General features: G+C 71.1%; 19 protein-coding genes, 1 tRNA gene and 1 riboswitch. Of the genes, 6 read left to right on the forward strand and 14 right to left on the reverse strand.

The window, feature by feature from the left end; translation table 11 throughout:
* Positions 1 to 7: 7 nt before the first annotated feature.
* Genes DFH01_RS27185 through DFH01_RS27210 form a run of 6 tightly spaced genes read right to left on the reverse strand, consistent with a single transcriptional unit; the run spans position 8 to position 5,521 of the window.
* Positions 8 to 1,654: an NTP transferase domain-containing protein gene (locus tag DFH01_RS27185; protein WP_109873679.1), complete on the reverse strand. Its 1,647-nt coding sequence runs from the start codon at positions 1,652 to 1,654 to the stop codon at positions 8 to 10.
* On the reverse strand, positions 1,651 to 2,349 hold the full coding sequence (locus tag DFH01_RS27190; RefSeq protein WP_109873680.1) for an XdhC family protein: 699 nt from the start codon (positions 2,347 to 2,349) through the stop codon (positions 1,651 to 1,653). Before DFH01_RS27190 ends, DFH01_RS27185 begins: the two co-directional genes overlap by 4 nt.
* Positions 2,346 to 2,672 (reverse strand): XdhC family protein, encoded by a 327-nt coding sequence (locus tag DFH01_RS27195; RefSeq protein WP_109873681.1) that lies wholly within the window; start codon positions 2,670 to 2,672, stop codon positions 2,346 to 2,348. Before DFH01_RS27195 ends, DFH01_RS27190 begins: the two co-directional genes overlap by 4 nt.
* A complete protein-coding gene (locus tag DFH01_RS27200; RefSeq protein ID WP_109873682.1) occupies positions 2,669 to 3,895 on the reverse strand; it encodes a vWA domain-containing protein in 1,227 nt (408 codons plus the stop codon). Before DFH01_RS27200 ends, DFH01_RS27195 begins: the two co-directional genes overlap by 4 nt.
* Before the next feature lie 37 nt (positions 3,896 to 3,932).
* Positions 3,933 to 4,826 carry an AAA family ATPase gene (locus DFH01_RS27205; RefSeq protein ID WP_109873683.1) on the reverse strand — a complete coding sequence of 298 codons (894 nt, stop codon included), beginning with the start codon at positions 4,824 to 4,826 and terminating at the stop codon, positions 3,933 to 3,935.
* Between the two features lie 5 nt (positions 4,827 to 4,831).
* Entirely contained in the window at positions 4,832 to 5,521 is a 690-nt protein-coding gene (locus DFH01_RS27210) for an SRPBCC family protein (RefSeq protein WP_109873684.1), read from the reverse strand.
* 142 nt (positions 5,522 to 5,663) lie between these two features.
* On the opposite strand from DFH01_RS27210, the gene DFH01_RS27215 reads away from it, so the two are divergent.
* Genes DFH01_RS27215 through DFH01_RS27225 form a run of 3 tightly spaced genes read left to right on the forward strand, consistent with a single transcriptional unit; the run spans position 5,664 to position 8,314 of the window.
* Complete coding sequence (locus DFH01_RS27215) at positions 5,664 to 7,079, forward strand: sodium:proton antiporter (RefSeq protein ID WP_109873685.1); 1,416 nt, start codon at positions 5,664 to 5,666, stop codon at positions 7,077 to 7,079.
* Positions 7,080 to 7,093: 14 nt separating this feature from the next.
* Complete coding sequence (prpB, locus tag DFH01_RS27220) at positions 7,094 to 8,014, forward strand: methylisocitrate lyase (protein ID WP_109873686.1); 921 nt, start codon at positions 7,094 to 7,096, stop codon at positions 8,012 to 8,014.
* 51 nt (positions 8,015 to 8,065) lie between these two features.
* The gene (locus DFH01_RS27225; RefSeq protein ID WP_109873687.1) at positions 8,066 to 8,314 is read left to right on the forward strand and encodes a CDGSH iron-sulfur domain-containing protein; all 249 of its coding nucleotides are present in this window, start codon (positions 8,066 to 8,068) and stop codon (positions 8,312 to 8,314) included.
* A 32-nt stretch (positions 8,315 to 8,346) separates the two neighbouring features.
* Here DFH01_RS27225 and DFH01_RS27230 read toward each other — a convergent pair whose 3' ends face one another.
* From DFH01_RS27230 to DFH01_RS27260, 7 genes are all read right to left on the reverse strand, one after another.
* Positions 8,347 to 8,697, reverse strand: a complete 351-nt coding sequence (locus DFH01_RS27230) for a hypothetical protein (protein WP_146217162.1) — start codon at positions 8,695 to 8,697, stop codon at positions 8,347 to 8,349.
* Between the two features lie 92 nt (positions 8,698 to 8,789).
* Complete coding sequence (locus DFH01_RS27235) at positions 8,790 to 9,689, reverse strand: alpha/beta fold hydrolase (RefSeq protein WP_109873689.1); 900 nt, start codon at positions 9,687 to 9,689, stop codon at positions 8,790 to 8,792.
* Positions 9,690 to 9,713: 24 nt separating this feature from the next.
* On the reverse strand, positions 9,714 to 10,184 hold the full coding sequence (locus DFH01_RS27240; protein ID WP_109873690.1) for a YaiI/YqxD family protein: 471 nt from the start codon (positions 10,182 to 10,184) through the stop codon (positions 9,714 to 9,716).
* Complete coding sequence (locus DFH01_RS27245; RefSeq protein WP_109873691.1) at positions 10,184 to 10,960, reverse strand: class I SAM-dependent methyltransferase; 777 nt, start codon at positions 10,958 to 10,960, stop codon at positions 10,184 to 10,186. Before DFH01_RS27245 ends, DFH01_RS27240 begins: the two co-directional genes overlap by 1 nt.
* A 63-nt stretch (positions 10,961 to 11,023) precedes the next feature.
* The gene (locus DFH01_RS27250; protein ID WP_109873692.1) at positions 11,024 to 11,980 is read right to left on the reverse strand and encodes an ABC transporter substrate-binding protein; all 957 of its coding nucleotides are present in this window, start codon (positions 11,978 to 11,980) and stop codon (positions 11,024 to 11,026) included.
* Positions 11,977 to 12,726, reverse strand: coding sequence for an ABC transporter permease (locus tag DFH01_RS27255; protein ID WP_109873693.1), 750 nt, complete (start codon positions 12,724 to 12,726; stop codon positions 11,977 to 11,979). The genes DFH01_RS27250 and DFH01_RS27255 overlap by 4 nt, the downstream gene beginning before the upstream one ends.
* Entirely contained in the window at positions 12,723 to 13,466 is a 744-nt protein-coding gene (locus DFH01_RS27260; protein ID WP_408609221.1) for an ABC transporter ATP-binding protein, read from the reverse strand. The genes DFH01_RS27255 and DFH01_RS27260 overlap by 4 nt, the downstream gene beginning before the upstream one ends.
* Positions 13,452 to 13,555, reverse strand: a riboswitch (TPP riboswitch). It overlaps the preceding gene by 15 nt.
* 61 nt (positions 13,556 to 13,616) lie before the next feature.
* On the opposite strand from DFH01_RS27260, the gene DFH01_RS27265 reads away from it, so the two are divergent.
* The 3 genes from DFH01_RS27265 (at position 13,617) to DFH01_RS27275 (ending at position 15,367) form a co-directional block, all read left to right on the forward strand.
* Complete coding sequence (locus tag DFH01_RS27265; RefSeq protein WP_408609222.1) at positions 13,617 to 14,759, forward strand: acetoin utilization protein AcuC; 1,143 nt, start codon at positions 13,617 to 13,619, stop codon at positions 14,757 to 14,759.
* The gene (locus DFH01_RS27270) at positions 14,756 to 15,250 is read left to right on the forward strand and encodes a DUF192 domain-containing protein (protein WP_109873695.1); all 495 of its coding nucleotides are present in this window, start codon (positions 14,756 to 14,758) and stop codon (positions 15,248 to 15,250) included. The genes DFH01_RS27265 and DFH01_RS27270 overlap by 4 nt, the downstream gene beginning before the upstream one ends.
* Positions 15,251 to 15,293: 43 nt before the next feature.
* A tRNA-Pro gene (locus DFH01_RS27275) sits at positions 15,294 to 15,367 on the forward strand.
* A 45-nt stretch (positions 15,368 to 15,412) separates the two neighbouring features.
* Here DFH01_RS27275 and DFH01_RS27280 read toward each other — a convergent pair.
* Positions 15,413 to 17,824: a zinc-dependent metalloprotease family protein gene (locus tag DFH01_RS27280; RefSeq protein ID WP_109873696.1), complete on the reverse strand. Its 2,412-nt coding sequence runs from the start codon at positions 17,822 to 17,824 to the stop codon at positions 15,413 to 15,415.
* Positions 17,825 to 18,102: the final 278 nt, after the last annotated feature.

Here is an 18,102-nt window from a genome sequence, read left to right on the forward strand (position 1 = left end):
GGGTGCGCTACCGCTTCCCGGCGTATTCCGGCAGCGCCTTCAGCGCGTCCGTCGTGTCGAAGTCGCGCAGCACGGCGTCGTTCGCCATCTCCACCTCCACCAAGCGGTCGGCATGCTTGGCGGCGAGGTGCCGCGCGCCGATGTCGCCGCTGATGGACAGCATCTCGGACAGGAACTCGCGCGCCCAGAGCATCGGGTTGCCCTGCTTGCCGCGATAGGTCGGCTGCACGATGGCGCGGCCTTCCTCGGGGTCGAAGGCGGCGATCAGGCGATCGAGCATCTCCCCGCTCACCAGCGGCATGTCGCCGAGGCAGATCATCACGCCCTCGGCCTCCGGCGGCACGGCACGCAGCCCCGCCTTGAGCGAGGCGGAAAGGCCCTCGGCATAGTCATCGGCATGCGCCAGCAGCACCGCGCGGCCGGCCAGCGCCTCCTCCACGCGTTCGCGCTCATGGCCGGTGACGACGATCACCGGCCGCGCGCGGGAGGCCAGCACATTGTCCACGACGCGCGCGATGATCGGCACGCCCTTGTTGTCCGGCACCAGCAGCTTGTTGAGCGGCGCCATCCGGCGGGACCGGCCGGCGGCCAGCACCAGCGCGCAGACCTGCCGCGCGCGCCGCGGCGCGATGGGCGAGACGGGCGTGCGTGGGGCTTCCGCGCGCGGCAGGGGCCGCGCCTCGATCTCCTTCAGCAGGCCGCCGACGCCCATGCCCATGATGTGCTTCGCCGTCACGCGCTCCCCGGCGAAGAGGCGCTGCAGCACCCAGTCGAAGCCGTTGAGCTTCGGGCTGCGGGCGCAGCCGGGCAGCACCATCGCGGGCACGTCGCCGAGCCGGCCGAGGCAGATCAGGTTGCCGGGGTCCACCGGCATGCCGAAATGCTCGATCGCGCCGCCCGCGCGCACGATCGCGGCCGGGCCCACGTCGCGCCGGTCCACCACGGCGGAGGCGCCGGCGATCAGCAGCAGCTGCGCGCCCGCCTTGCGCAGCCGCGTCAGCGCATCGGCGACGGCCGCTTCCTCATGCCGCACGCGCTCCACCGGCAGCATGGTGCCGAGCAGCGCCTCGACGCGGGCGGAGGTCGCCTCCACCGCGCCCTCCATCACGCTTTCCTTCACGCCCGGCAATTCGGTCAGCACCAGCCCGACCGAGAGCGGGCGGAACGGGCGCACCGCCAGCGCCGGGCGGCCGCGCAGCATCGCCTCGACGACGGAGAGCACGGCGCCGGGGACCGCGAAAGGGATGATCTTGATGGTCGCCAGCATCTCCTTCGCGCCGACCACGCTGCGGTCGGGCAGGGTGGCGACGGTGACGCTCTCATCCACCTGGTTCAGCCGGTCGATCAGCGACGCATCCACGCTGAACAGCCCGGCGCTCTCGGCGAACAGGTTCACCCGCCCCGTGGAGGCGCGGGAGCGCGCGAGCAGGGGGGCCATCAGCGCATTGGCGATGCGGTCCGCGGCCTCGTCCTCCGGCACGTCGCCGGCCTCGAGCCGCGCGGCGATCACCTCGCGCCGGCCGGCTTCCTTCAGCGCGGCGAGCGCGGCCTCGTCCAGCACCGTGCCCTTCTTCAGCACCTTGCCCGGCAGGCGGACGGTGTGGGCGAGGACGGCGCCGCGGGCTTCGTCGAGGGGCGTCGGGCCGAAGATCATGATTGCGCTTTCTTCTTCGGCCCGCCCCGGCGCGATGCCACGACCTGGGCGAGGATGGAGACGGCGATCTCGGGTGCGGTGACCGCCCCGATGTCGAGGCCGACAGGCGCGTGGATGCGGGCGATCTCGGCTTCCGTCAGCCCCGCCTCGGTCAGCCGCGCGACGCGCTTGGCATGGGTGCGGCGGCTGCCGAGGGAGCCGATGTAGAAGGCCGGCGAGCGCAGGGCGACCTCGAGCGCCGGATCGTCGAGCTTCGGGTCATGCGTCAGCGTGACGACGGCGGTGCGCACATCCGGCGCGAGGGCCGCCATCGCCTCGTCGGGCCAATCGGTGGAGATCGTCACCCGATCACCCATCCGTTCCTCGGTGGCGAAGGCGCGGCGCGGATCGACGACCGTCACCGCGAAGCCGAGCGGCAGCGCCATCGGCACCAGCGCCTGCGCGATGTGCACGGCGCCCACCACGATCAGGCGCAGCGGCGGGTTGTGGACCGCGACGAACCACTGCTCGTTGCCGACCGTGACGGTGCGGGAGGCGTCGTCGGCCAGCGCGGATTGCGCGGCCTCGGCCAGGTCCGGCGATGCAGCGTCCTCGGGGAACAGCAGCTGCGCGCCATCGGGCAGGCGGGTGAGCAACGCAACCGGGCGCTTGCCCGCGCGCGCAGCCCGTAGGCGCTGGAGCAGGTCGAGCTTCACCCCACCTTCTCCACGAAGACCTTGAGCTTGCCGCCGCAGGCGAGGCCGACTTCCCAGGCGCGTTCGTCGCTGATGCCGAAATCGAGAAGCTGCGGCGTGCCGCTCGCCATGGTCTGCTTCGCGACATCGGCGACCGCGCCCTCGATGCAGCCGCCGGAGACGCTGCCGGCGATCCGACCCGACTGCGTCACGGCGAGTTGCGAGCCCGCGGGGCGGGGAGAGGAGCCCCAGGTCTCCACCACCGTCGCAAGGGCGACGGTCTCGCCCTCCGCCAGCCACTCGGCGGCGATGCCGAGGATGTCCTCCGAGTCGGTTGCCGTCATGCGGAAAACTCCCTCCCGCGCCCTGGCTGCCGGTCCGACAGTGCCGCCACCAGCTCGCGCAGGCTGGCGAGATTATGCACCGGGCGGAATTCGTCCACATGCGGCAGCATCGCACGGATGCCCTGCGATTTGGGCTGGAAGCCGGCGTAGCGCAACAAGGGATTGAGCCAGACCAGCCTCCGGCAGGATTTCCGCAACCTTTCCGTGGCGTCCGCGAGCCCCTTCGCGCCTTCGCGATCGAGGCCGTCGGTGATCAGCAGCACCACCGCGCCCTGGCCCAGAACGCGCCGCGCCCAGAGTCGGTTGAAGTTCTCGAGGGATTCGCCGATGCGCGTGCCGCCGGACCAGTCCGGTACGGCATGCGAGACCATCTCGAAGGCTGCCTCGGGATCACGATGGCGCAGCTGGCGCGTGACATTCGTCAGCCGCGTGCCGAACAGGAAGCTGTGCACGCGGTCGCGGTCGTTCGTCACCGCATGGATGAAGTGCAGCAGGACCTGCGCATAGCGCGACATCGAGCCCGAGATGTCGCAGAGCACCACCAGCGGCGGCGTGCGCGTCACGCGCCGGCGCCGCGCGATGTCCAGGATCTCGCCGCCGGAGCGCAGGCTCTCGCGCACGGTCAGGCGCAGATCGGCATGGGTGCCGCTGCTGGAAGCGCGGAAGCGGCGCGTCGGGCGCGCATCCAGCGGCAGCACCAGCTTGCGGATTTCTTCCTTGGCCGCGGCGATCTCCTCGGCCGACATCGCCTCGAAATCCATCGCCTGCAGCCGCTCCCGGTCGCTGACGGTGAAGGTGACGTCGAGCTGCTCCTCGGGCTTCGGCTCCGGCGGGGGCGGCTGGTCCTTGCGGTCGCCGCGCATGGCTTCGGCCAGGCGGCGGGAGGCGGGCGAGGGCTTCGGCGGTTCCTTGAAGCCGTCGAGCATCGCCATCGCGGCGGCGTGCCTGCCGGCCTCCGGGTCGCGCCAGAACAGGCCGAAGGCGTGGTCGAACAGCAGGAAGTGCTCGTGCCGGTGGACCATGGTGGCGCGCAGCGCGGCCTGCACCTGCGCCTTCTCGCCAAGGTCCACGGCCTCCAGCGCCGCGGCGCCGGCGAGGATCTCGGTGGGGCCGACCGGCAGCCCGGCACGGCGCAGCAGGCGCCCGAAGGCGATCAGGTTCGCGGGCAGAGCGCCCGATGCGCTCGGCGCGGGGATGGTGAGGGCGGCCTTGGGCGGGATCATGGGGAGGGGTGCGCGGCCCTCACGGCGCCCTTCCCCTTCACGCCGCCGCCTGCTTCGCCTCGGCCACCAGCTTCGCCGCCTCGGCGCCGCGGATCTTCGCGATGTCGTCCTGGTATTTCAGCAGCGCGCCGAGCGTCTCGTCCACCAGCGCCGGCTCCAGCTCCCGTGCGTCGAGCGCGGCCAGCGCGCCGGCCCAGTCGATCGTCTCCGCCACGCCGGGCGGCTTGAAGGTGTCGCCCTGGCGCACCGCCTGCACGAAGGCCACCACCTGGGCCGACAGGCGCTCGCCGACGCCGGGCGCGCGCAGCTTCAGGATCGCCCGCTCCCGCGCCGCATCCGGGTAGTCCACCCAGTGATACAGGCAGCGGCGGCGGATCGCGTCATGCACCTCCCGCGTGCGGTTCGAGGTGATCACCACCACCGGCGGCACCGCGGCCCTCACCGTGCCGAACTCCGGTATCGAGATCTGAAAATCCGCCAAAATCTCCAGCAGGAAGGCCTCGAAGGGCTCGTCGGCGCGGTCGAGCTCGTCGATCAGCAGCACCGCCGGCTCGCCCTCCAGCGCATCCAGCAGCGGGCGGGACTGCAGGAAGCGCCGGTCGTAGATGCCGCGTTCCAGCGCCGCGCGATCGGTCGCCTCGCCACTGGCCTCGGCCAGGCGGATCGCCATGAGCTGGCGGGCGTGGTTCCACTCATAGGCGGCCGAGGCCAGGTCCATGCCGTCATAGCACTGCAGCCGGACCAGGCGCCGCGGCAGCTGCGCGGCCAGGACCTTCGCGATCTCGGTCTTGCCCGTGCCGGGCTCGCCCTCGAGGAACAGCGGGCGGCCCATGCGCAGCGCGAGATGCACGGTGGTCGCGAGCTGGCGGTCGGCGACATAGCCGCCGGCTGCCAGAAGCTTCTGGGTCTCCTCGACCGAGGCCGGGACCATGCCGGTCAGCCCGACGCGAAGATCAGCAGCAGCACCACCAGCATCGCGCCCAGGCCGAACCAGACCTGGAACGGCATGCCCAGCACGTTGGAGGTCAGCACGCGCATCGGCAGGCCCGTCTCCCAGGGATGCGGGTTCGGGCGCTGCGCCAGGCCGCCGGGGGACATGCCGTCGGCGCCGTGCTGGGTGATCGGTCCGGGCGCGCCGGGATGGCCGAGATACTCGGTGTCGGTGCCGGCCACCGCCGGAACAGGCGGGGCAACCTGGGCGGCGAAGCGGTCGAAGAACTGGTCGGCCATGGACTTGGCCGTGCTGTCGATCAGGCGGGCGCCGAGCTGGGCCATCTTGCCGCCGACCTGCGCCTTCACGTTGTAGCGCAGCACCGTCTCTTCCGGCCCGACCTCCTCGAGCGCGACATCGGCGCCGCCCTTGGCGAAGCCCATCGCGCCACCCTGGCCCTCGCCGGAGATCGTGTAGGACTCGGGCGGGTTGATGTTGCTGAGCGTCACCTTGCCGCCGAAGCGGGCGGACATCGGGCCGAGCTTCACCGCCACCTTGGCCTGGAACTGGTCGTCGCCGATGCGCTCCACGCTCTCGCAGCCCGGGATCGCGGCCTGCAGGACGGCGGGATCGTTCAGCGCCTCCCACACGCGCTCGCGGGGGGCAGCGATGCGCCGCTCGCCGGTCATCTCCATCGTGTTCGGTCCCTCGATCAGGTCGGCTGGCTAATTACGGGCTGCGGCGCCGCGGGGAAAGGGCAGGGCCCGCGCCATCGTGACCTTCCGGCCCGGACGGGCTAATCCCGAACCCCGACAGGGGTCGGTCGGAGCGGGTTGGATGCGGTTGCGGGGACTGGGCGCAGGGGGCGGGCTGCTGGCCGCCGGTGCGGCGATGCTGCCCGGCAGCGCCGCGGCGGCGGGCGGCATTTCCGGCGCGGAGCTGTCGCTGGCCTGGGCGATCCCCTTCGTTGGCATCCTGCTCTCCATCGCCCTGATGCCGCTCTTCGCCGCGCATCTCTGGCACCACCATTACGGCAAGATCGCCGCAGGATGGGCGGCGCTGCTGCTGGTGCCGCTGGCCTCGGTGCACGGCCTCGGCCCGGCCTGGTACGAGTTCGCCCATGTTATGGTGCTGGAATATGTGCCCTTCATCGCGCTGCTCCTGGCATTGTATACGGCTGGCGGCGGCGTCCTGCTGAAGGGCTCGCTGGTCGGCACGCCCACCACCAACACGGCGCTGCTGGCCGTGGGCACCGTCCTGGCGAGCCTGATGGGCACCACCGGCGCGGCGATGCTGCTGATCCGCCCGGTGCTGCGCGCCAATGCCTTCCGCCGGCAGAAGACGCACACCTTCGTGTTCTTCATCTTCCTGGTCGCCAATATCGGCGGCAGCCTGACGCCCGTGGGCGACCCGCCGCTCTATCTCGGATTCCTGCGCGGCGTGTCCTTCTTCTGGCCGACGACCCATCTGTTCGGCGAATTCCTGACCTGCGCCATCATCCTTCTGGCCGTCTACTGGCTGCTCGACAGCTGGGCGTGGAAACGGGAGCGGCCGGTGGTGCCCGACACCGGGCCGAAGGAGAAGCTCGGCATCGAGGGCTGGCTGAATGTCTGGCTGGTGGTGGCGATCGTCGCGGTGGTGATCGCGATGGGCTATGTCCGGCTCGGCCACGTGTATGTCCTCGGCCAGCGCATGGAAGTCGAGCGCGTCGCCGGCATCCTGCTGTTCCTGGCGATCACGGCCGTCTCGGTGCAGTTCACCTCCCAGGCGCTGCGGGAGGCGAACGGCTTCGCCTGGGGCGCCATCCTGGAAGTGGCCAAGCTCTTCGCGGCGATCTTCGTCTGCATGGCGCCGGTGCTGGCGATCCTGCGCGCGGGGATGGACGGCGCGGCGGCGCCGCTGGTCGCGCTGACCTCGGGCGCCGATGGGCAGCCCATCCCCTGGGTCTATTTCTGGCTGACCGGCGCGCTGAGCTCCTTCCTGGACAACGCGCCCACCTACATCGTCTTCTTCGAGCTGGCCGGCGGCGACCCCGCGAAGCTGATGGCGGAGGGCGCGCTGGTGCTGGCCGCGATCTCCTGCGGGGCGGTGTTCATGGGCGCCAACAGCTACATCGGCAACGCGCCGAACTTCATGGTGAAGGCCATCGTGGAGGAGAACGGCGTGCGGATGCCGAGCTTCTTCGGCTACTGCGCCTGGGCGGCGGTGTTCCTCATCCCGCTCTTCGTGCTGGTGACGTTCCTGTTCTTCTGAGGAAGGCGAACAACATGCCCTATGTGATCGGAGCCGACCTGCCGGATCAGCCCGCCGGCCAGCGCTTCCGCGCCCTGCTGGACCGGCCGCAGATCCTGGAGATGCCGGGCGCGCATCTCGGCATTGCGGCGCTGCTGGCGAAGCGCGCGGGCTTCCCGGCGCTCTACATGTCGGGGGCCGCGATGTCGGCCACGATGGGGCTTCCCGACCTCGGCATGATCACCGTGGACGATGTGTGCTGGTACATCCGCCAGGTCGTGCGCGCCGCGGGGCTGCCGGTGCTGGTGGATGGCGACACCGGCTATGGCGAGGCGCTGAACGTCATGCACATGGTCCGCGCCTTCGAGGAAGCGGGCGCCGGCGCGGTGCATCTGGAGGACCAGCTGCTGCCGAAGAAGTGCGGCCACCTGAACGACAAGAAGCTGGCCGATGCGCACGACATGGCGGCCAAGGTGGCGGCGGCGCGCAAGGCACGGCGGCACCTGTACATCATCGCCCGCACCGACGCGGCGGCGAGCGAGGGGATGGACGGCGCCGTGGCGCGCGCGAAGCTGTATCTCGAGGCCGGCGCCGACGCGATCTTCCCCGAGGCGCTGACCAGCCGCGAGATGTTCGCCGAATTCGCCAGGCGCATGCCGGGCGTGAAGCTGCTGGCCAACATGACCGAATTCGGCCGCACGCCCTTCCTCACCGCGAAGGAGTTCGAGGAACTCGGCTACGCCATGGTGATCTGGCCCGTCAGCCATCTGCGCGTCGCCAACCGCGCAATGGAGGAGCTGTATGCGACGATCCGTGAGACCGGCGGCACGATGGCCGCGCTCGATCGCATGCAGACCCGCGCGCAGCTCTACGAGACGATCGGCTACCACGAATACGAGGCGCTGGATGCGAGCCTTGTGAAGACAGTGGTGCCAGAGGGCATGCCGCAGGGCTGACGAATCCCGTCCGCGGGCGGACGGACGAAGAAGACAAAGAGGACCGGGACGATGTCGGAACAGCAACTCCCTGCCGTTGCGCAGAAGGCGCCCTTTGCCGTCGAGGTGACGGAGGGCAAGACCTATTGGTGGTGCGCCTGCGGCCTGTCGAAGAAGCAGCCCTTCTGCGACGGCAGCCACAAGGGCAGCGGCCTCTCCCCCGTCTCCTGGACGGCGGAGAAGGACGGCAAGGCCTGGTTCTGCGGCTGCAAGCAGACCGGCAAGTCGCCGCTGTGCGACGGGGCGCACAAGGGGCTGTAGCCCCCGCGCGCCCTGTCGCGCCGGCCCGGCCGTCAGCCCGGCGGCCGGTTCGGGCCAGGGCCCGGCCCCGGACCGCGGCCGCCACCCGGACCCATGCCGGGCCCGCGGCCGCGCCGGCGCTCATGCATTGTCAGCACCTCCCCGCGCTGCTGCGCCGTCATGGCGTTCCAGCGCGCCTGCACATCGGCTTCCGGCAGGTCGGGCGTGCCGGCGCGGAACGCCTCGGTCACGCGCTGCTGCGCGCCGGGCGGCAAGGCACTGAAATCGCGGGCCAGCACCTCGTCATGGAACTGCCGCCGCTGCGCCTCCGTCATGCGGGGCTGGGCGAGGGCGGCCATCGGAAGACCGGCGAAAGCAAGGCCGAGCAGGGCGCGTCGTTGCATGGCGAACTCCTCCGGCCACGCGGCCATCGCGCGGCCTGGGATCCGGGTAGCGCGGAGGCCAGCCATGCGCGTTGACGCATATCAAGGGCCGGTCAGCGCGCGAGGAAACCTTCCTCGGCGAGGAAGCCGCCGACCAGCCGCGCGAACTCGCCCGGCGCGTCCTGCGTGAGGCGGTGATTGGCGCCGGCCAGCGTCGCGAAGCGCGCCTGCGGGATGTTCCTGCGCGCGGTGCGCATCGCCTCGGCGTCGATCACGGTGCAATGCTCGCCGTGGAACAGCAGCGTCGGCAGGCGCACGCGGATGCGCGGCCAGAGATCCTCCGTCAGCGCGCGCTGCGTCGCGACGATGGAGGGCGTGTGGTAGCGCCAGCGCAGGCGGCCATCCGCGTCGCGGCGCAGCGCCGTGTCGAGCCACTGCGCCGCGACGGCGTCGGACCATTCGGCGCGGAACGGCGTCTCGGCCAGCGCGTCCTCGCGCGTGGCGAAGCCGCGTTCGTGGCGCTCCACCTGCTGCAGGAACAGGTCGAACACGTCGGCGCGCAGCGACACCGCGGCGTCGCCCGCGGCCAGCGCCACCACGCGGTCCGGCAGGCGCGTGGCGAGCATCAGCGCGAGCGTCGCGCCGGTCGCCTGGCCGATGACCGCAAACTCCTCCCAGCCCAGCGCGTCGCAGAGATCCTCGATGTCATCCAGATGGTCGTCGAGGTCTGCGGCGGCGGGCAGGTCGGCGCTTTCGCCGAGGCCGCGATAATCCGGCACGCAGACCGGGTTGGCGGGATCGAGCGCCGCCAGCACGAAGTCGAAGATTCTGCGCGTCGTGCGATTGGCGGTGAGGAACAGCAGCGGCATTCCCGTGCCGTTCCGCCAGGTGAAGGCGAGGTCGGCGCCGGTGGAGAGCCGGATGCGCCGCATCGCCCAGCTTGCATCGAGCGGGGCGCGGACCGGCAGGCCGTCGAAGGCGCGGCCGGGCAGGGCGTCGGTCTGGCTGTCCATGGCGCGGGCCTCCCGCGCGGCAGGCTACAGGGCGCCGCGCGCCTTGCGCAACGCGGCCTGCGCCATGGCATCGAGCGCATTGAGGAAGCGCGAGCGGTCGGCCTGCGCCATGGGCGGCGGCCCGCCGCCCATGCCCATCTCCCGCAGGTGGCGTGACAGCTCGCGCCCGGCCAGCGCCGAGCCGATGTTGTTCTCCGTCCAGGGGTGGCCCTTGTAGGAGAGGCAGAAGGCGCCCTTGGCGATGCAGCGCGCGGCGAGCGGGATGTCGTTCGTCAGGCAGATGTCGGTCGGCGTCGCCTGGTCGGCGATCCAGTCATCCGCCTTGTCCGCGCCCTCGCTCACCACGACGATGCGCGTGTTGCCGCCGGGCGGGCGCATCGGCCGTGCGCCGTTGGAGACGAAGATCGTCTCGAAGCCGAGGCGCCCGGCGACCCGCAGGATCTCGTCCCGTACGGGGCAGGCATCGGCATCCACGATGAGGCGCGGCGTCGGCATCAGCCCGGCACGCAGCCGCGGATGGCGTTCGCCTTGGCGGAGTGCACCACGGCGCCATCCGCCTCGATCCTGACCCGCGCCTCGACGCGCCGCTTCATGAGCGCGATCCGGTCAGCGGGCAGCGTCGCCATGGTCGGGCGCAGGCTCGTGTTGCAGGCGACGCTGTCCCAGAAATCCGCGACGTCGGCGAAGCGGCGCTGCACGGTGATCTCACATGTCACGAGATCGCATAGACCCGCGCCCGCCCAGATGTCGCGCAGCGCCTCGAGCCGCTCCACCCCGAGGCCCGGCGGCAGGAGCGGCGCGCCGCCGACCGCGCGTACCTCCTCCTGCACCACGCCCCAGGGAAAGCCACCGGTTGCAAAGTCCCAGACATAGGTCGAGACGATCCCGCCAGGGCGCACCACGCGTGCCATCTCCGCCACGGCGCCGGCGGCGTCGGGGACGAAGAAGATGACGAGCGCCATCGTTGCCGCGTCCCTGCTTCGATCTGCGAAGGGCAGCGCCATGGCGTCGCCCTGGTGGAAGCGCGCGCCCGCCGCGCCCGACCGGGCGCGTGCGAAGGCGAGCTGGCCTTCCGACGGATCGATGCCGTCCACCGCGGCCGGTGCGCAGCGCTGCATGATGAGCTCGGTGAACGCGCCGTTGCCGCAGCCGACATCCACCCAGGCGAGGCCCGGCGGCGGCGCGAGCCAGTCGAGGAACACCTCGCCCGCCGGTCGGCTCCAGAGCCCCATCGAGCGCTCATAGGCTGCGCCGTCGTCGAAGCGGATCATCCCGTCCTCCCTCGCCCGGCCAGTGCAGGCTAGAGGGCGACGCGTCCGCCGTCATCCGGCATGTCAGCGTGCCGAAGGCAATTCGACGGCATAACTCTCAACTGCCGGCACGCTGCGGATCAGGCGGCGGTCGGCGAGCAGACGCGCCATCCGCTCGTATCGGTTGCGGTCGAGTGCCGCGGGGTTCAGCGCGAAGCGGGGGAGGGTGCTGGTCCAGGCGCGACGGTTCAGCTCGTTGTCCAGTTCCCGCCGCGGGCCGGCGATGAACAGGCGCCAGCTTTCCTCGGCGTTGTTCACCAGGAAGGTCGTGGCGGCCTCGGTCGCGTCCATGAAGCGGCGCAGCACCGGGTCGCGCGCACGGTCGCGATGCGCGATGTAGATCAGCTCGTCATAGATCGGCAGGCCGTGCTGCTCGGGGAAGAAGGCACGGCCGGGGCGGCCCTCGATGTCGAGCTGGTGCAGCTCGAAGTTGCGGTAGCCCCCGACGATCGCATCCACCTGGCCGGACATGAGCGCGGAGGATAGCGCGAAGTTCACGTTGACCAGCCGCACATCGGAAAGCTTCAGCCCGACGGTCTCCAGCATCGTGCCCACCACCACCTCCTCGAAGCCGGCCACGGAAAAGCCGATGCGCTTGCCGCGCAGGTCGGCCAGCGTGCGGATCGGCCCGTCGCGCAGCACGGTCAGCGTGGTCAGCGGGGTCGCAACCAGCGTGCCGACGCGCATCAGCGGCAGTCCCTGGTCCACCGCAAGATGCAGGTTCATCTGGTAGAAGACGCCGATGTCGCCGCGCTTCGCCCCGATCAGCCGCGGCGGGTCGTTCGGATCGGCCGGCGCGACGATGCGGACATTGAGACCCGCACGCTCGAAGAAGCCGGCCTCCTGCGCGACGATGACCGGCGCGTGGTCGGGGTTCACGAACCAGTCGAGCAGCAGCGTGAGGTCCGTGCGCTGCTGGGCACGTGCGAGTGCGGGAAGCGCGAGCAGCGGCAGCGCGAAGGCGGCGCGGCGGGTGATCATCGTACAGGTTCCGTCAGTTGGTCCGGTTGCCAGGGAATGGCCCGGCGCAGCAGCCGGTCCATGCAGAACCACAGCGCCAGCGCCATCAGCGCCAGCACCAGAAGGGCGGCGAACATCACATCGGTCTGGCTGCGGCCATTGGCGTGCAGCATCATGTAGCCGAGGCCCGCACTCGCCCCGACCCATTCGCCGACGACTGCGCCGATCGGCGCGACGGCCGCGGCGACGCGCAGGCCGGAGGCGAGCGCCGGCAGCGCCGCCGGCACGCGCAGCCGCCACAGCACGGCGGCGGGCGTCGCATCCATCGTCGCGGCCAGGTCGAGCCAGCCTGGCTCGGTGCGGCGCAGCCCGTCATAGAAGGCGGTGGCGACGGGGAAGAAGATGATCAGCGTCGCCATCGCGACCTTGCTCGCCATGCCGAAGCCGAACCAGAGCGTCAGCAGCGGCGCGATGGCGAAGACCGGCACGGCCTGCGAGACCAGCAGCAGCGGCAGCAGCCAGCGCCGCCCGCCGCGCCAGGCGGCGAGCGTGAGCGCCGCGGCGCAGCCGAGCAGCGTGCCGAGGAGAAGCCCGAGCAGGATCTCGGCGCCGGTGACGAGGGCGTTCTGCAGCAGGCTGTCCCAGCGCGCGAGCAGCGCCTCCGCCACGCGCCAGGGCGATGGCAGCAGGAAGGGCGGCACCTGTGTGATCCACACGAAGCCCTGCCAGAGTGCGATCAGGCCGGCGGCGGCGATGATGCCTCTCATGCCGCCTCCGCCAGGCGTTCCAGCAGGGCCGCCTGCGCGTCCAGAAGCGCCGCATCGCGTGCGGGGCGGGGCGGTGCGCCTTCCGGCACCGGCACCTCCACCGGCACGGCCGGGCTGCCCGTCAGCACCAGGATGCGGTCGGCGAGGCGCAGCGCCTCCAGCGGGTCATGCGTGACGAGCAGCACGGTGCGCCCGGCCAGCAGCCGCGCCGCAAGCTCCTGCAGGCGGTGGCGCGTCGGCGCGTCCACGGCGCTGAAGGGCTCGTCCATCAGCACGACGGGCCGATCCTCCATCAGCGTGCGCGCCAGCGCCACGCGCTGGCGCATCCCGCCCGAGAGCTGCGCCGGCGTCTTGCGCGCGTCCGGCGCCGAGAGGCCGACCTGGTCCAGCAGCGCGCGCGCGCGGGCCTCGTCCGGCTTCTCGCCCCGCAGATGCGCGCCCAGCGTCACATTGCCGAGCGCGTCGCGCCACGGCACCAGCAGATCCTGCTGCGCCATCCAGGCGATGCGCCCGGCGAGCGGCGCGCCATCCTCCGCCACCACGGCGCCTTGCATCCTGAGCAGCCCGGCAACCAGGCGCAGCAGCGTGGACTTGCCCGAGCCCGAGGGGCCGAGCAGCGCGGTCACCCGCCCGCCCGGGACCTCCACCCGGCAGGCGCCGAGCACGGGCACGCCCCCGAGATCGAGCCCGGACGGCAGAACGACGGAAAAGCCCGAAGCGGGCGCACGCGAACTGGACACCGTTCCCTTCGCCGGCATGACCCGGATCAGGTTCGTGGGGTCGCGGTCGCCCGCCTCTCAGCCCCCGATGGGCTCCCCCCGATGTGTGAGGGTGTCATGCGGCAGGGCGGCCCGGCTTGCAAGACCGGACCGGCATGGCATGTCGGGGGCGTGACCCGCCCGATCCTCATCGGCTCCGAGATCTACCGGGGCTCCACCTATGGCCCGAAGCACCCGCTGGCGATTCCGCGCGTCTCCACCACGCTCGACCTGATCCGCGCCATGGGCTGGGTGGCCGAGGACCAGTATCGCGACAGCCCGCGGGCCACGCCGGACCAGCTCATGCGCTTCCACACGCCGGACTACGTCGCGGCGCTGATGCGCACCGAAGCCGCGCAGGCGGTGACGGAGGAAGACCGCGCGCGGCATCACATCGGCGCGCATGGCAACCCCGTTTATCGCGAGGTGTTCCGGCGCCCCGCCACCGGCGCCGGCGGCGCGATCCTGGCGGCCGAGCTCACGCGCGATGGCGGCGTGGTGCATGTGCCCGGCGCCGGCACGCATCACGGCATGTCCGACCGCGCCTCCGGCTTCTGCTACCTGAACGACGTGGTGCTGGGCCTGACCGCGTGGCTCGACCAGGGCCTGGAAAGCATCCTCTACCTCGACATCGATGCGCATCACGGCGACGGCGTGGAACTCGCCTTCCACGATGATCCGCGCGTCTTCACCCTCTCGATCCACGAGGCGAACCGCTGGCCGCATACCGGTCGCGCCGAGGACCGCGCCGGCGGCCATGCGCGCAACCTGCCGGTGCCGGACGGCTTCAACGACAGCGAGATGGACTGGCTGCTGCGCCACGCCGTGCTGCCGCTGATCCGCCACCTCCGCCCGCAGGCGATTTTTCTTCAGTGCGGCGCGGATGCGGTGGAGGAGGACCCGCTGTCGCGGCTTTCGCTCTCCAATGCTGCGCATCGCGCGGTGGTCGGGGCCGTGATGCCGCTGGCGCCGCGGCTCATCGTCAGCGGGGGCGGGGGCTACAATCCCTGGTCGGTGGCGCGCTGCTGGGCCGGCGTCTGGGCGACACTCAACCGCCTGCCGATCCCGCCGCGCCTGCCGGCCGCAGCCGAAGCCGTGCTGCGCGGCCTGTCCTGGTCGCGCGCCGCGGGGCGCAACCCGCCGGAGCCCTGGTTCACCACCATCGCCGACGCGCCGCGGCCGGGGCCCGTGCGGGAGGCGATCCGCGCCCTGGCCGCCGTTACCCTTCGTGACCTTCCTGAGCCGGCCGGCGCCGTGCCATCCTCCGCCGCATGACCTTCCGCCGCCCGCTCCTCGCCTCCGTTGCCGCCCTGGTCGCTGCCGCCAACGCTCCCGGGGCCTTCGCCCAGCCCGGCGTGGACCGCCCCCAGCCGCGCCTGCCGACCGAGCGGATGGTGATCGTCACGCGCGACGGCCGCCGGCTGGACTTCACGATCGAGATGGCGCTGACGCCCGACCAGCAGACCATCGGCCTGATGTTCCGCACCGAGGTGAAGCCGGACGAGGGCATGATCTTCGACTGGGGCCAGCCGCGCGAGAGCAGCATGTGGATGCGCAACACGCTGGTGCCGCTCGACATGGTCTTCATCGCCGCCGACGGCCGCATCCACCGCATCGCGGAGCGGACGATCCCGCTCAGCCTGACCCCGGTGGACAGCCGCGGCCCGGTGCGCGCCACGCTTGAGCTGCAGGGGGGCGTCACGGAGAAGCTCGACATCCGCGTCGGCGACCGGGTGCTGCACCGGATGTTCGGCAGCCAGCCCTGACGCTTGCCGCCTTCCGGCGGCTTGCCTAGGTTGCCGCCGGCTTCGGGGTGTGGCGCAGCCTGGTAGCGCGCCTGTTTTGGGTACAGGAGGCCGTGGGTTCGAATCCCGCCGCCCCGATCCGTTCCCCGGCGCGGGGCCCACGCAAAGCGGGCCCCGACCGCGTCAGAAGATCGCGTCGATTCCCGAGACCTGGGCGTCCGAGACCGTCATCAGGTTGATCGTGACGGTGTCGCGGACCGTGTCCCCCGCCATCACCGCATCCACCAGCCGGACCCAGAGCGTGCTGCCGACGCCGGTGGCGATGAACTCGCCCGACCAGCTCAGCGCCGCGTCGGGCGCATCGAGGAAGCGCTGCCAGGTGGCGCCGTCATCGGCCGAATACTCGAAGCGGAAGGCTTCGACGCCGGAGTTCGCCACCACCTGCATCACCTTGTCGCCCGCGGCGAGATCGGTGAACTGCCAGCGGAAGTCGATGCCGGCGCCCGTCGTCGTCACCCCCTCGCGCAGCGTGGTGAAGAAACTGTCCACGGCACGCTGCGCGCTGATGGTCGCGTTGTTGACGTTCGGGGTGGTGATGTAGGTGCCGAAGAAGCGGCCGCCGCTGGTCGCGGAGAGGTCGTTGTCCTCGTTGGTGACCGCGATCGTGACGCTTTGCAGCCCCGCCGCGGCCAGGGTGAGGGTGTAGAGCCCGTCGCCATTCGCGTTGTCGTCGTCAGGCCCGGCGATGCCGAGATTCGCCGTCCAGCCATTCGCCGCATTCAGCAGCAGCGAGGTGGCGGAGAGGCTGCCCTCGGCCGGGTCGAGACCGCTGACCTGGACGGTGATATCGCCGGTGGCATTGGCCGCCTTCACGACGACGGTCTCGGCCGCGCCGCCTTCCTGCGTGACGACGGCGACGCGGCTGACGCTCAGGGTTGGCGTCGTCGTCGTCGAGTCGGATGGCGGCGGCGTGGGGTCGGACGGGGGCGGCGTCGGGTCGGAGGGGGGCGGCGTCGGATCCGACGGCGGCGGCGTGGGATCGGAGGGCGGCGTCGCCAGCGTCTTCGTGTAGGTGCCGGTCACCATGTACTGGCCGAGCGAGCCGTATTCCGTGTAGCCGGTCGGGCTCGTGGCGAGAGGATTGCCGAAGCCCACGCCGTCGATGGCGATGTAGTAGGTGCCCCCCGCGAGCGCGCTGGCGACGAGCTGCGCGCCGAGCGAGGTGGCCTCGTTCACCGTCTGGATCAGCTTCTTCGCCCCGTCATAGAGGCTGAGCGAGACGTCCATCATGCTGAAGGGAGAGGGCGCGTAGGTCGGCGTGCTTGAGCCCGAGACGTGGATCCGCGTCCAGGAGGAGACCGTGAGGTCCAGGCTGCCGCCCGCGGCGACGTCGAAGCGGAACATGTCCACGTCGTTGCGGGAGCCCGAGCCGCTGATCACGCCGAAGGTCTGCACGGTGACGACGCCGCCGGCCTCGGTCCCGGCGAGGGCGCCGGCGGTGGTGAAGCTGTTGCCCCAGTCGTCGGTGCGGTAGGCGACGCCGCTGTTCTGGGTGGTGATGATCGCCAGGTCGTCCTGGAGCGTCGTGGCGTTGGTGTATTCGCCCTTGCTCCACTGCACGATGTTGGCGCTGTAGCCCACGCCCATCACGGGCGCCCAGTCGGTCACGCCGGTGCCGTGGCCGTAGTAGTAGTCCTGGCGCGTGCCGTTCACGACGATGCCGTCATGGCTCAGCCCGAGGGAATGGCCGACCTCATGCGCCGTGGCGTCGGCGATGTTCTTGGTGCTGTCCGCGAGGCGGTTGGCGTAGACGAAGACCGGCGTGTCGCTGCTCCAGTCGAAGCTGCCGGTGTAGCCGATGCCGCCGTAGTTCTTCCCGCCCTCGTCGGTGATGACCGCGCGCACGCCGAAGGCCTGGTCGGTGCTGCCGCTGTAGCGCAGCGCGTCGACGCCCGGATCCTCGGTCGTGACGTTGATGTTGAAGGGGGAGAAATACTCCGCCACGCGCTGCCAGATCCGCTGGATGGCAAGCAACTCGTTGGCGCCGAAGCTCGCGGAGCTGTCGAGCGAGAAGGCCGGCGAATTGATCGAGGTCGTCTTCCAGTAGCTGTTCCAGGACGTGCCCGTCGTCGTGTGGCCGTCGAAGTCGAGATAGACGATGTAGCGGGAGCCCGGATTGCTGTGCAGCTTGAAGGTGTCGCCATAGGCGATGCCGATGCCGCCGTCCGGGATTTCGTTCAGCACGACATTGGCGGCGATGATCGCCGCCTCCGTGCCGGCCAGCCCGGGCGCGCCGATGCCGGGCGGGGCGTCGCCCGGGACTTCCTGGCGCGGATCCTGCGGCTCGAGGCCGAAGATGGACGGCAGGGCGCAGGCGCCGCAGCCACAGGCGGTGCTGTGCGCCGGCGGCTCGGGCTCGGCCTCGTCACAGGTCAGGCTCGTCGTGCCTGGCGTCGCGCCGCGGAAGGCGGTTGGTTCCTCGGTCGATTCGGGCCGGGCTGCAGGTCGATTCGCCACGAATTCGCTCGGCTGACCGGTGGAGCTCTCCTCCACGAGCGCGCGCCACCAATCCTTGTCCGCACCGAGTATTGGCATGCAATCGACCCCCCTGGCCTGATCCAGACATCAAGCGCATGAAGACGCGGGCTGTTAATCTAAATGCAAGTCGCTCCCCCCTGGAGCGACGGGCCCGCATCCCCGGGCCAATTCGCAGTCTTCCTGCGTGGCTGTCCAGACGGAGGGGCAGGAGAAATGTCGATTTTGCTCGAAGAGCGGGCGGTGTTGCTGCCGCGCACCGTCGTGTGAGGTTCGCAATATTCAAAGTTTTCTATTGTATACGATGCGTGTCGCGAACCGAACGATCGCGTAAAGGT

Source organism: Falsiroseomonas bella (assembly GCF_003173615.1).
Taxonomy (GTDB): domain Bacteria; phylum Pseudomonadota; class Alphaproteobacteria; order Acetobacterales; family Acetobacteraceae; genus Falsiroseomonas; species Falsiroseomonas bella.